Source organism: Pseudomonas sp. SCA2728.1_7, from assembly GCF_018138145.1.
GTDB lineage: Bacteria > Pseudomonadota > Gammaproteobacteria > Pseudomonadales > Pseudomonadaceae > Aquipseudomonas > Aquipseudomonas koreensis_A.
This window is the reverse complement of record NZ_CP073104.1, coordinates 6,514,243-6,527,139: the sequence shown is the minus strand read 5'-3', so window position 1 is coordinate 6,527,139 and position 12,897 is coordinate 6,514,243. Positions and strand designations below refer to the sequence as shown.

Below are 12,897 nucleotides of genomic sequence, written 5' to 3'. Positions count from 1 at the left end.
GTTATGCTGTTGCAGTTTGTAACACCTGCGGATTGGCGTGGAAAAACACGTGTTCGCGCACCGGGCCGACGGCAACTTCGCCGATCTCTTCGTAACCCTGCCTTTTATAAAATTCCAGGTAACGCGGGTTGCCGGTGTCGAGCACCACGCCTTGGGAGGTTTCGTCGACGGCGCACCAGTTGTGTACGGCCGTCAGCAGTTGTTCGCCAAAGTGTTTGCCCTGGAATTGCGGGTGAATGCCCAACAAGGGAAGCATGTGCACGGAATCGCTGGGCACGCACGCGGCGACCGCATCGTGATATTCGAGATAGCGGCGGGTGCAGCGGAAACCGGTGCTGAGCACCATGCGCAGGCGCCACGCCCAACTTTCGGTGATGCCCAGGCGCCGTTGCGGTGGCGCGATCAGGGCGATGCCGATCAGGCGGTCGTTGACCAGCAGGCCGATGGCCGGCAGATCCTGCAGAAAGTGTTGCTTGACCAGTTCACGCACCGTCGCCCGCACGCGCTGTTCGTAACCGGGGCGTTCGGCTTCGAACAGGTAGCCGAAGGTCGGCTCGTGGCGATAGGCCTGATAGAGCAGCGATCGGGCTTCGCGCGAGTAGCCGCGGTCGAGCATATGTATGTCGGCGATGGCGGTCTGGGTTTCAGGCATGACGTTGATTCTCCCCGGGGCGCGTGCAAATGGCGGCGCTCTTGTTGGTACGAACCTTTTGCGGGTGGCGTGGTTCCCCACAGGTATAGACCAAGTCGGGATCTTCATCGACTGGGCGACCGCTATCGCGAGCAGGCGAAGGCCTACATTTGGAATGCGTTCCCCCTGTAGGCCTTCGCCTGCTCGCGATGGCGCCATTGCTGACAACACAAATCCCACAGACAAAAGTGATTTCTCCCACCCCACACTGGCCCATCTCCCCCATGTCAGCTAGCATCGCCCTTTTGCCAGGACTGCCGACCATGAAGATCGTTTCCTTCAACATCAACGGACTGCGTGCCCGTCCGCATCAGCTGGCAGCGCTGATCGAAAAACACCAGCCGGACGTGATCGGCCTGCAGGAAACCAAGGTCCACGACGACCAGTTCCCGCTCGAAGAAGTCCGCGCCCTCGGCTACCACGTGTATTTCCACGGCCAGAAAGGTCACTACGGCGTGGCGATGCTCTCGCGTCAGGAACCGATTGCGATCCACAAAGGTTTCGCCACTGACGAAGAAGACGCTCAGCGCCGCTTTATCTGGGGCACCTTCGCCGATGCCAATGGCGTGCCGGTGACGATCATGAACGGCTATTTCCCACAGGGCGAAAGCCGCGACCATCCAACCAAATTCCCGGCCAAGCAGCGCTTTTACAGCGATCTGCAAGCGCTGCTGGAAAGCCAGTTCCACAATGAACAACCGGTTGTGGTGATGGGCGATGTGAACATTTCCCCGGAAGACTGCGACATCGGCATCGGCCCGGACAACATGAAGCGTTGGCTGAAAACCGGCAAATGCAGCTTCCTGCCGGAAGAGCGCGAGTGGATGGCACGCCTGAAAAATTGGGGTTTGACTGACAGCTATCGCCACTTGAACCCGGACGTGACCGACATGTTCAGCTGGTTCGATTACCGCAGCCGTGGCTTTGAAGATGAGCCGAAGCGTGGCCTGCGCATTGACGTGATTCTGGCGTCGCATGGTTTGTTGCCGCGGGTGAAGGCAGCGGGTGTCGACTATGAATTGCGCGGGATGGAAAAACCTTCCGATCATGCGCCGATCTGGCTTGAACTCAGCTGATCCCAAGCCTTACGCAATCCCTGTAGGAGTGAGCCTGCTCGCGATAGCGGTGAATCAGTCGACATAAATGTTGACCGGTACACCGCTATCGCGAGCAGGCTCACTCCTACAGGGGATCGCTGTCATCTTTCGGTCATGCGCCTGACTTAATCTCCCCGGCAATCCCCTTGGCTTGATTCGGTGCCGGCATGACCCTGCGTGTTCTGTGCGTTTTTCTCTTGAGTGCGTGGCTGACGGTTTCTGCCGCTGCCCTGCCCCTCCCTGAAAACGGCCCCGCGCTGCGCATTCAAGGCTCCAACACCATCGGCGCCGAACTCGGCCCGGCGCTGGTCGAAGGCCTGCTGCAAGAGCAAGGCCTGCTGAAAATCCACCGCGAAACCCCGGACACCGCCAACGAGCTACGTATTGTCGGCCAGACCAACGAAGGCAAACGCGTGGTCGTCGAAGTCGCCGCCCACGGTTCCAGCACCGGTTTCACCGCGTTGAAAAATGCCAGCGCCGACCTTGCCGCCTCCTCCCGCGAGATCAAGGACAGCGAATTGCAGACCTTGCAATCACTGGGCGATCTGAAAAGCCCCGCCGCTGAACAAGTCATCGCCATCGACGGCCTGGCGATCATCCTTCATCCCGACAATCCCCTCCAACAACTGGACACTGAGCAACTGGCGCGGATCTTCGCCGGCGAGGTGAAAACCTGGGAAGACCTCGGCGGGCGTGGCGGTGCGATTCATTTATATGCGCGCGATGATCAGTCCGGCACCTATGACACGTTTAAGGAGTTAGTCCTCAGTCGTCGTGGGAAAAGTCTGAGCAACGCGGCGAAACGGTTTGAATCCAGCGAGCAATTGTCCGACGCCGTCAGCGCAGATCCGCAGGGCATCGGTTTTATCGGTTTGCCCTACGTGCGTCAGGCCAAAGCCGTGGCGATTGCCGACGGTGCGTCGCAATCGATGCTGCCGCTCAACAGCTTGATCGCGACCGAAGACTACCCACTGTCACGACGGCTGTTTCTTTATCTGCCACCCGACAGCAACAATCCGTGGGCGAAAGCCTTGGTGAAGTTTGCGCAAAGTCGCCAAGGCCAGGCAATCGTGGCGGCCAGCGGATTTATCAGTCAGACCGTGCATGCGATGAGCGTCGCGCCGAATGCGCTGATGCCCGAGGGTTATCAATCCCTCAGCCGTCACGCCCAGCGTCTGACGGTGAATTTCCGTTTCGAGGAAGGCAGCGCGAATCTCGATAACAAGGCGCGTCAGGATCTGGCGCGGGTGTTCGACTATATAAAGCGCCATGACAAGACCGAGCGCGCGGTGACATTGGTTGGGTTTGGTGATGCCAAGGATGACCCGGCACGGGCGGACCTGCTGTCGAAGCTGCGTGCGATGGCGGTGCGGCGGGAATTGGTGAAAAACGGCGTGGTGCTGCGTGAGGTTCGCGGCTTTGGCGCGTTGATGCCGGTGGCGGCGAACAATGTGGATGAGGGGCGGATCAAGAATCGGCGGGTTGAGGTTTGGGTGTATTGAGCCTGATGGTTATGTACTGAATGTTCAGGCCCCTTCGCGAGCAGGCTCGCTCCCACATTTAACCGCATTCCAATTGGAAGAATGCGATCCCATGTGGGAGCGAGCCTGCTCGCGAAGAACGATAACGCGGTGCTGGATCAGCGCTCGCTTCGCAGCATTTCCTTCGGCACATATTTGCCGATCTCGAACTTGCCGATCGCCGCACGGTGAACTTCGTCCGGGCCATCGGCCAGGCGCAAAGTACGTTGCATCGCGTACATGTAGGCCAGCGGGAAGTCGTTCGACACCCCTGCCCCGCCATGCATCTGGATGGCCCGATCGATCACCCGCAGCGCGACGTTCGGCGCAACCACTTTGATCTGCGCGATTTCGCTTTTCGCCACTTTGTTACCCGCGGTGTCCATCATGTACGCCGCTTTCAACGTCAGCAGGCGCGCCATGTCGATCTCCATTCGCGAGTCGGCGATCTTGTCGACGTTACCGCCCAAACGCGCCAGCGGTTTACCGAAGGCAGTGCGGCTCACCGCGCGTTTGCACATTAATTCCAGTGCCCGTTCAGCCATGCCAATCGAGCGCATGCAGTGGTGAATGCGGCCTGGGCCAAGGCGACCTTGAGCAATCTCGAAGCCACGGCCCTCACCCAGCAAGACGTTTTCATACGGTACGCGCACATTGTCGAACAGCACTTCAGCGTGGCCGTGTGGTGCGTCGTCGTAACCGAATACCGGCAACGGACGGACGATCTTCACGCCGGGCGTGTCAACCGGCACGAGGATCATCGAGTGCTGGGCGTGGCGTGGCGCATCGGGGTTGCTCAGGCCCATGAAGATCAGGATCTTGCAACGCGGATCGCAGGCGCCGGAGGTCCACCATTTTTTGCCGTTGATCACCCACTCGTCGCCATCACGCACGGCGCGGGCGGCCATGTTGGTAGCGTCGGAGGAAGCCACATCCGGTTCGGTCATGGCGAATGCCGAGCGGATCTCGCCGCGCAGCAGTGGTTCGAGCCAGCGTTGTTTCTGTTCTTCGTTGGCGTAGCGCACCAGTACTTCCATGTTGCCGGTGTCTGGCGCCGAGCAGTTGAACGGCTCGGGGCCGAGCAGCGAGCGGCCCATGATTTCCGCGAGCGGCGCGTATTCAAGGTTGGTCAGACCGGCACCGAGCTCCGATTCCGGCAGGAACAGATTCCACAAACCTTCGGCTTTGGCCTTGGCTTTGAGCTCTTCCATGATCGCCGTCGGCTGCCAGCGATCGCCTTCGGCAACCTGGCGCTCGAACACGGCTTCGGCCGGGTAAACGTAAGTGTCCATGAACGCGGTCACGCGCTCACGCAGTTCTTGCACCTTGGGCGAATAAGCGAAATCCATGAGCAGCTCCCGATGGTTAAGGCAGTTCTTGAGCAGAGGTTGTTTAAGCCATGCAATCGATGCTAGAACAGCGCTGATAATTTACCTAGCCTATTCTCGGCGTGTATAAACATTCATCACCGATATATGATCGGCTGATTGCCAGCCCCCAAAACACCGCCCTAAATAACAAGAGAAGCCGCGTTATGAATCTGAGTAAGGTCGACCTCAACCTTTTCATCGTCTTCGACGCGATCTACACCGAAGCCAACCTGACCCGCGCCGGGCAGATTGTCGGCATCACCCAGCCGGCGGTGTCCAACGCCTTGGCGCGGTTGCGCGAGACCTTCAACGATCCGCTGTTCGTGCGCACCGCACAGGGCATGGTGCCGACACCGATGGCGCAAAACATCATCGGCCCGGTGCGCAACGCGTTGTCGTTGCTGCGCGTGTCGGTGCAGGAAAGCCGCATCTTCAACCCGGCGCAAGCGGTCAAGACCTACCGCATCAGCATGACCGACCTCACCGAAGCGGTGATTTTGCCGCCGCTGTTCCAGCGCCTGCGCCGTCTAGCGCCGACCGTGATTATCGAAAGTTTTCTGTCAAAACGTCGGGAGACCACCAAGGAACTCGCCGCCGGACGCCTGGATTTTGCCGTGGATGCACCGCTCAACACCGACCCGCAGGTGCGCCACGTCAAGCTGATGGAAGACCGTTACGTCTGCGCGATGCGCAAGGGTCATCCGATGGCGGGCAAAGAAAAGCTATCGCTGGATGATTACCTGTCGCTGACGCATATCCACATTTCCAGCCGCCGCAGTGGTTTGGGTTATGTCGATCTGGCGCTGGGCAAAATGGGCATTCAGCGCAAGATTGCCCTGCGCTCGCAGCACTATCTGATGGCGTCGCAGGTGATGCAGCAGACCGACATGGTCATGACCGTGCCGGAGCGCTTCGCCCGTCGGCATGAGCTGCAAGCGTTTAATTTGCCGGTGAATGATGTTCCGCCCGTGGAGACGCACCTGTATTGGCATGAAAGTACTGACCAGGACCCGGCGAATCGCTGGATGCGCGAGCAGATGATCGAGTTGTGCCAACAGGTGACGGCGCAGGAGAAGAAGCTCGATAAGGTGTAGGGCTTTTTACCGCGGCGCTACCATCGCGAGCAGGCTCACTCCTACATGTGGAATGCGTTCCCTGTAGGAGTGAGCCTGCTCGCGATGAGGCCAGCATGAACACCACAGATCATCCTGCTTGACGTAAACGTCAACCTGCCATTAGCTTAGCGCCAAGACCTTTTTCCGAGCGCTTCCATGAGCAGCCAGACTTACAGCATCTCCGACCTCGCCCGCGAGCTGGACATCACCACCCGGGCGATCCGCTTTTATGAAGAGCAAGGCCTGCTCAGCCCTGAGCGCCGTGGCCAGGAACGTATCTATTCGCCACGCGACAAGGTCAGCCTGAAGCTGATCCTGCGCGGCAAACGCATCGGTTTCTCGCTGGCCGAATGCCGCGAACTGATCGAGCTTTACGACCCGTCCAGCGGTAACACCAAGCAGCTCAACAGCATGCTGGCGAAAATCAGCGAGCGCCGCGAGCAGCTGGAGCAGCAGTTGCTGGATATCGAACAGATGAAGCTGGAACTCGATACCGCTGAAGAGCGCTGCGTGCAGGCGCTGGAGCAAACCCTCAAGAACCAGCAAGCGATCTGACAAACACCACAAATCCCCTGTAGGAGTGAGCCTGCTCGCGATAGCGGTGTGTCAGTCGAACAAATATTATCTGACACACCGCTATCGCGAGCAGGCTCACTCCTACAAGGGTTCTCCACGAATTCAAAAGAGCAGGTCAACCGCCATGTCCCTCCCCTCCCAAGTACGCCTGATCGAAGTCGGCCCGCGCGATGGCCTGCAGAACGAAGCCCAACCGATCAGCGTCGCCGACAAGGTGCAACTGGTCGACGCCCTCAGCGCCGCCGGTCTCGGCTATATAGAAGTCGGCAGTTTCGTTTCGCCGAAATGGGTACCGCAAATGGCCGGTTCCGCCGAGGTGTTCGCACAAATCCAGCGCAAACCCGGCGTGACCTACGGTGCATTGGCGCCAAACCTGCGCGGCTTCGAGGACGCCATAGCCGCCGGGGTCAAGGAAGTCGCGGTGTTCGCCGCCGCGTCTGAGGCGTTCTCACAGCGCAACATCAACTGCTCGATCAGCGAAAGTCTGGCGCGCTTTGCGCCGATCATGGAAGCCGCGCAGCAGCACGGCGTTACCGTGCGCGGTTACGTGTCCTGCGTGCTCGGCTGCCCGTACGAAGGCACGGTCGCGCCGGAGCAAGTGGCGATGGTCGCGCGCGAGTTGTATGCGATGGGCTGCTACGAAGTATCGCTGGGCGACACCATTGGCACCGGCACCGCTGGCGCGACTCGCCGCTTGTTTGAAGTGGTGTCGGCGCAAGTGCCACAGGAAAAACTCGCCGGGCACTTCCACGACACTTACGGCCAGGCCATGGCCAACATCTACGCCAGCCTGCTCGAAGGGATTTCGGTGTTCGACAGCTCTATCGCGGGCCTCGGCGGCTGCCCGTACGCCAAAGGCGCGAGCGGTAACGTTGCTACCGAAGATGTGGTGTACCTGCTCAACGGCCTCGGCATCAAGACCGGAATTGACCTGGACGCCTTGATTGCTGCGGGTCAGCAGATCAGCGCGGTGCTCGGTCGCCCGAGCGGTTCGCGCGTGGCCAAGGCTCGCAGCGCACAGTGAGGGGACAAGGTGTTACCGCTGTGTCTGGAATGTGGGTTGAAGCGAGTAACACGGAAACAAATTGTCTGGTTTCGTCGGAGTGAAAAAACGCCTTAATTTTCAAGTCATTGATTTATAACGTATTTTTAAAGTTGGCACGGCTTCTGCTATCTCTATGGCATAACAAGAATAAAAAGCAGCAAACCAATAAAAATAAGACGTACCGACTCTGACATAACAAAAACAACACGGCAGAGACGCAGCTAACAGATTTTTTTGGAGAAGGTGTGCTTTTCAGGGTGCTCTCAGGAGTGACCCGCAACCGGGCAGAGAACAATAAAACTACCTTCAGGTAGCTCCCGAATCGGTTGGATCGCTTAGCGAGAAAGCAGATCAGCGCTCAAAAAAATACGTTTGCTCTTGACCCCGGATGGGGGTCGCCAAAAACAGCGGTAAAGGGCCACGGTTGCCAAAAACAACAACAGACCGACCCTCAATAATAAAAAAGAGCACGCGACGACAAAATTAAAGGGGAGCCTCGGCTCCCCTTTGTGCTTTCTGTGATTCCTCTTTCCAACACCGATCCCCTGTAGGAGTGAGCCTGCTCGCGATAGCGGTGTATCAGTCAGTATTGCATCGACTGACACGACGCTATCGCGAGCAGGCTCACTCCTACAGGGGTTTGTGTCAGGCCTGCTTTTCGCGTAGTTCTTCGATGCTTATTTCCCGCATTCTGAATTTCTGAATCTTGCCCGTGACCGTCATCGGAAACTCTTCGACGAACTTGAAGTGCCGTGGCGTCTTGAAGTGCGCGATGCGCTCCTTGCACCAGGTTTGCAGCTCCAGCTCCGAAGCGCTGTGGCCGGGATGAAATTTGATCCAGGCGACAATCTCCTCACCATAACGCGAGCACGGAATGCCGATCACCTGCACGTCCGCCACCGCCGGGTGAGTGAAGAAAAACTCTTCCAGCTCACGCGGATAAACGTTCTCGCCACCACGGATGATCATGTCCTTGTTGCGCCCGGCAATGTTGACGTAACCCTCCTCGTTCATGCTCGCCAGGTCGCCGGTGTGCATCCAGCCCGCCTCATCGATGGCTTCAGCGGTGGCCTGCGGATTGCTCCAATAGCCGAGCATCACGCTGTAACCACGGGTGCACAGTTCGCCGATGGTGCCGCGCGGCACGAGGTTGCCGGCTTCGTCAATGATCTTGCTTTCCAGTTGTGGCTGGGTGCGGCCAACGGTGGTCACGCGTAATTCCAGTTCATCGTTTGGCCCGGTTTGCAGCGACACCGGGCTGGTTTCGGTCATGCCGTAGGCGATCTGCACTTCGCTCATGTGCATCTCGCTGATGACCCGGCGCATTACTTCGATCGGGCACGTCGCACCGGCCATGATCCCGGTGCGCAGGCTCGACAGATCGAATTCGCCGCGCTGTGGCTGGTCGAGCATGGCGATGAACATGGTCGGTACGCCATAGAGGCCGGTGGCTTTTTCTTCGGCGACGGTTTGCAGGGTCAGCAACGGGTCGAAGGCATCGTTGGGGTAAATCATCGTGCTGCCGTGGGTGATGCAGCCGAGGTTGCCCATGACCATGCCGAAGCAGTGGTACAGCGGTACCGGGATCACCAGGCGGTCGCGCGGGGTCAGGCCGATGCTTTCGCCGACCATGTAACCGTTGTTGAGGATGTTGTAGTGACTGAGGGTCGCGCCCTTGGGGAAACCGGTGGTGCCGGAGGTGTACTGGATGTTGACCGCTTGATCGAAGTGCAGGCTGTCGCTGCGTTCGTGTAGTTGTTCTTTGGAGACACTGCTTGCCATGTCGGCCAATTGCGACCACGGCAGGAAACCTGACGGTGGCTGCGCATCGAGGCTGATCACCCCGCGCAAGTCCGGCAGGCGCTCGTTGCGCAATTGGCCGATGGATTGCTCGGCCAGTTCCGGCACCAATCCCTGCAACATGGTGTGGTAGTTGGAGGACTTGAACGCCCCGGCGCAAACCAGCCATTGGCAGCCGGATTGCTTGAGTACGTATTCGAGTTCGGAGCTACGGTAGGCCGGGTTGACGTTGACCAGGATCACGCCGATTTTCGCGGTGGCGAATTGTGTAATGCACCATTGTGCGCAGTTGGGTGCCCAGATACCGAGCCGGTCGCCGGCCTGCAAACCCAAAGCCAGCAGCGCTCTGGCGTGCAGATCGACTGCATCGGCCAGTTGTCGCCAGGAATAGCGCAGCTGCTGATGGCGCACCACCAGCGCTTCACCGTCCGGGTACTGCGCGACCGTCTGATCAAACTTCTGTCCGATGGTCATCGCCAGCAAGGCTTTGTCCTGAGAACCACGGGTGTAGCTGCGCTGCGGGTTTGCACTGGGTTGATCCATGACGACCCCTATTGTCTTTATTTATGGGTTGCCGACGGTCACTTGTAGGAGTGAGCCTGCTCGCGATCTCGATCCATCAGTCAACATTTACGTCGACTGACACAACGCGATCGCGAGCAGGATCACTCCTACAAAAACTAATCAGCTTTCAATCTTGAACTGCCCCTACTCTCGCTCAAGTTGACGTTAACGTAAAGGGTGATTGACAGCCATCCATCACAGGCTTACGTTAACGTAAAGGTGAGAGCCGAGTGACCGCCCTCCCCACCCTACAAAAAAGCCAAAAGGTGACCCATGAGCTATCCATCCCTGAACTTCGCCCTCGGTGAAACCATCGACATGTTGCGCGATCAGGTGCAGTCCTTTGTCGCCAAGGAGATCGCCCCGCGCGCGGCGCAGATCGACAGCGACAACCTGTTCCCCGCCGACATGTGGCGCAAGTTCGGTGACATGGGCCTGCTCGGCATCACCGTGCCGGAAGAGTACGGCGGCGCGGGCCTGGGTTACCTGGCGCACGTGGTGGCGATGGAAGAAATCAGCCGCGGTTCGGCCTCTGTAGCGTTGTCCTACGGCGCGCACTCCAACCTCTGCGTCAACCAGATCAATCGCAACGGCAACCACGAACAGAAAAGCAAATACCTGCCGAAACTGATCAGCGGCGAGCACGTCGGCGCCCTCGCCATGAGCGAACCGAATGCCGGCTCCGACGTGGTCTCTATGAAGCTGCGCGCCGACAAACGCGGCGACCGTTACGTCCTCAACGGCAGCAAGACCTGGATCACCAACGGCCCTGACGCCAACACTTACGTGATCTACGCCAAGACCGATCTGGAAAAAGGCCCGCACGGCATCACCGCCTTCATCGTCGAGCGCGACTGGAAAGGCTTCAGCCGCAGCAACAAGTTCGACAAGCTCGGCATGCGCGGTTCCAACACCTGCGAACTGTTCTTCGATGACGTTGAAGTGCCGGAAGAAAACATCCTCGGCGTCCTCAACGGCGGCGTCAAAGTGCTGATGAGCGGCCTCGATTACGAGCGCGTGGTTCTCTCCGGTGGCCCGACCGGGATCATGCAGTCGTGCATGGACCTGATCGTGCCGTACATCCACGACCGCAAACAGTTCGGCCAGAGCATCGGCGAATTCCAGCTGATCCAGGGCAAAGTCGCCGACATGTACACCCAACTCAACGCCAGCCGCGCCTACCTCTATGCAGTTGCGCAGGCTTGCGAGCGTGGCGAAACCACCCGCAAAGACGCCGCCGGGGTGATCCTCTACACCGCCGAACGCGCCACACAAATGGCCCTCGACGCGATCCAGATTCTCGGCGGTAACGGTTACATCAACGAATTCCCGGCGGGCCGCTTGCTGCGCGACGCAAAGCTGTACGAAATCGGCGCCGGCACCAGTGAGATCCGTCGCATGCTGATCGGTCGCGAACTGTTCAACGAAACCCGCTAAACGGAGCTGGCCATGGCTACCTTGCACACTCAGCTCAATCCTCGTTCAGCGGAGTTCGCCGCCAACAGCGCGGCGATGCTCAAACAGGTCGACGCCCTGCACACCCTGCTCGCCCAAGTGGCGCAGGGCGGCGGCGCGAAAGCCCAGGAACGCCACACCTCGCGCGGTAAATTGCTGCCGCGCGAACGCATCAATCGCCTGCTCGATCCGGGCTCACCGTTTCTGGAAATCAGTCAATTGGCCGCCCACGCTGTGTATGGCGAAGACGTACCGGCCGCTGGTGTGATCGCCGGTATCGGCCGGGTTGAGGGCGTCGAGTGCATGATCGTCGCCAACGACGCGACGGTGAAGGGCGGTTCGTACTATCCACTGACCGTGAAAAAACACCTGCGCGCGCAGACCATCGCGCAGCAGAATCGCCTGCCGTGCATCTATCTGGTGGACTCCGGCGGCGCCAACCTGCCGCGTCAGGACGAAGTGTTCCCGGATCGCGAGCACTTCGGGCGGATCTTCTTCAACCAGGCCAACATGAGTGCAATGGGCATCCCGCAGATCGCCGTGGTCATGGGTTCCTGCACTGCGGGTGGTGCTTATGTGCCGGCAATGGCTGACGAAGCGATCATGGTGCGCAATCAGGCGACGATTTTCCTCGCCGGGCCGCCGCTGGTGAAAGCCGCGACCGGCGAAGTGGTCAGCGCCGAGGATCTGGGCGGCGCTGATGTGCACTGCAAGGTTTCCGGGGTCGCTGACCACTACGCCGAGAGCGACGAACACGCCCTCGCCCTCGCCCGCCGCAGCGTCGCCAACCTTAACTGGCGCAAACTCGGCGAAGTGCAGCAACGCACGCCGATTGCGCCGTTGTACGCCAGCGATGAGTTGTACGGCGTGGTTTCCGCCGACGCCAAGCAACCCTTCGACGTGCGCGAAGTGATTGCGCGACTGGTCGACGCTTCGGTGTTCGATGAATTCAAGGCTTTGTTCGGCACCACGCTGGTGTGTGGCTTTGCGCACCTGCACGGCTACCCGATCGCGATTCTGGCCAACAACGGCATCCTTTTCGCCGAAGCCGCGCAGAAAGGCGCGCACTTCATCGAACTGGCCTGCCAGCGCGGCATTCCGCTGCTGTTCCTGCAAAACATCACCGGCTTCATGGTCGGTCAGAAATACGAGGCCGGCGGCATCGCCAAGCACGGCGCAAAACTGGTAACCGCCGTGGCTTGCGCAAAAGTGCCGAAATTCACCGTGATCATCGGCGGCAGCTTCGGCGCCGGTAACTACGGCATGTGCGGGCGCGCTTACGATCCGCGCTTCCTGTGGATGTGGCCAAACGCGCGGATCGGCGTGATGGGTGCCGAGCAGGCAGCGGGCGTGTTGGTGCAGGTCAAACGCGAACAGGCTGAACGCAGTGGTCAGGCCTTCAGCGCTGAGCAGGAAGCCGAGATCAAGCAACCGATTCTCGACCAGTACGAAGAGCAGGGTCACCCCTACTATTCCAGCGCACGGCTGTGGGACGACGGCGTCATCGACCCGGCGCAGACCCGCGATGTGCTGGCCCTGGCCTTGTCCGCGTCGTTGAACGCGCCAATCGAACCGAGCCGCTTCGGCGTGTTCCGGATGTGATTTTTTGTGGGAGCGAGCCTGCTCGCGAATACGCTTTGTCAGGTAGCGGAAATGTCGACTGG

At 59.4% G+C, this 12,897-nt stretch carries 10 protein-coding genes; 7 read left to right on the top strand and 3 right to left on the bottom strand.

Going from position 1 to position 12,897, the window contains the following annotated elements; translation table 11 throughout:
* Position 1: 1 nt before the first annotated feature.
* Positions 2-652, bottom strand: coding sequence for a GNAT family N-acetyltransferase (locus tag KBP52_RS29185; RefSeq protein WP_007912451.1), 651 nt, complete (start codon positions 650-652; stop codon positions 2-4).
* 302 nt (positions 653-954) lie between these two features.
* Here KBP52_RS29185 and xthA point away from each other — a divergent pair, with 302 nt between their 5' ends.
* Both xthA and KBP52_RS29175 read left to right on the top strand, forming a co-directional pair.
* Entirely contained in the window at positions 955-1,767 is an 813-nt protein-coding gene (gene xthA, locus KBP52_RS29180) for an exodeoxyribonuclease III (RefSeq protein ID WP_141129140.1), read from the top strand.
* Between the two features lie 188 nt (positions 1,768-1,955).
* Positions 1,956-3,290, top strand: a complete 1,335-nt coding sequence (locus KBP52_RS29175) for a phosphate ABC transporter substrate-binding/OmpA family protein (RefSeq protein ID WP_212621533.1) — start codon at positions 1,956-1,958, stop codon at positions 3,288-3,290.
* Positions 3,291-3,427: 137 nt separating this feature from the next.
* On the opposite strand, the gene KBP52_RS29170 is transcribed toward KBP52_RS29175, so the two are convergent.
* On the bottom strand, positions 3,428-4,657 hold the full coding sequence (locus tag KBP52_RS29170; RefSeq protein ID WP_212621532.1) for an acyl-CoA dehydrogenase: 1,230 nt from the start codon (positions 4,655-4,657) through the stop codon (positions 3,428-3,430).
* A 185-nt stretch (positions 4,658-4,842) separates the two neighbouring features.
* On the opposite strand from KBP52_RS29170, the gene KBP52_RS29165 reads away from it, so the two are divergent.
* The 3 genes from KBP52_RS29165 (at position 4,843) to KBP52_RS29155 (ending at position 7,393) form a co-directional block, all read left to right on the top strand.
* Positions 4,843-5,772, top strand: coding sequence for a LysR family transcriptional regulator (locus KBP52_RS29165; protein ID WP_016986544.1), 930 nt, complete (start codon positions 4,843-4,845; stop codon positions 5,770-5,772).
* Positions 5,773-5,949: 177 nt separating this feature from the next.
* Positions 5,950-6,348, top strand: a complete 399-nt coding sequence (locus tag KBP52_RS29160) for a MerR family DNA-binding transcriptional regulator (RefSeq protein ID WP_077573649.1) — start codon at positions 5,950-5,952, stop codon at positions 6,346-6,348.
* A gap of 145 nt (positions 6,349-6,493) precedes the next feature.
* The gene (locus tag KBP52_RS29155) at positions 6,494-7,393 is read left to right on the top strand and encodes a hydroxymethylglutaryl-CoA lyase (protein ID WP_212621531.1); all 900 of its coding nucleotides are present in this window, start codon (positions 6,494-6,496) and stop codon (positions 7,391-7,393) included.
* 666 nt (positions 7,394-8,059) lie between these two features.
* Here KBP52_RS29155 and KBP52_RS29150 read toward each other — a convergent pair.
* Positions 8,060-9,757 (bottom strand): AMP-binding protein, encoded by a 1,698-nt coding sequence (locus KBP52_RS29150; protein ID WP_212621530.1) that lies wholly within the window; start codon positions 9,755-9,757, stop codon positions 8,060-8,062.
* A gap of 294 nt (positions 9,758-10,051) precedes the next feature.
* Between KBP52_RS29150 and KBP52_RS29145 the strand changes: the two genes are divergently transcribed.
* Positions 10,052-11,215 carry an isovaleryl-CoA dehydrogenase gene (locus KBP52_RS29145; RefSeq protein WP_077573652.1) on the top strand — a complete coding sequence of 388 codons (1,164 nt, stop codon included), beginning with the start codon at positions 10,052-10,054 and terminating at the stop codon, positions 11,213-11,215.
* Positions 11,216-11,227: 12 nt separating this feature from the next.
* Positions 11,228-12,835: a carboxyl transferase domain-containing protein gene (locus KBP52_RS29140; protein WP_212621529.1), complete on the top strand. Its 1,608-nt coding sequence runs from the start codon at positions 11,228-11,230 to the stop codon at positions 12,833-12,835.
* The last annotated feature ends 62 nt before the right edge of the window (positions 12,836-12,897 follow it).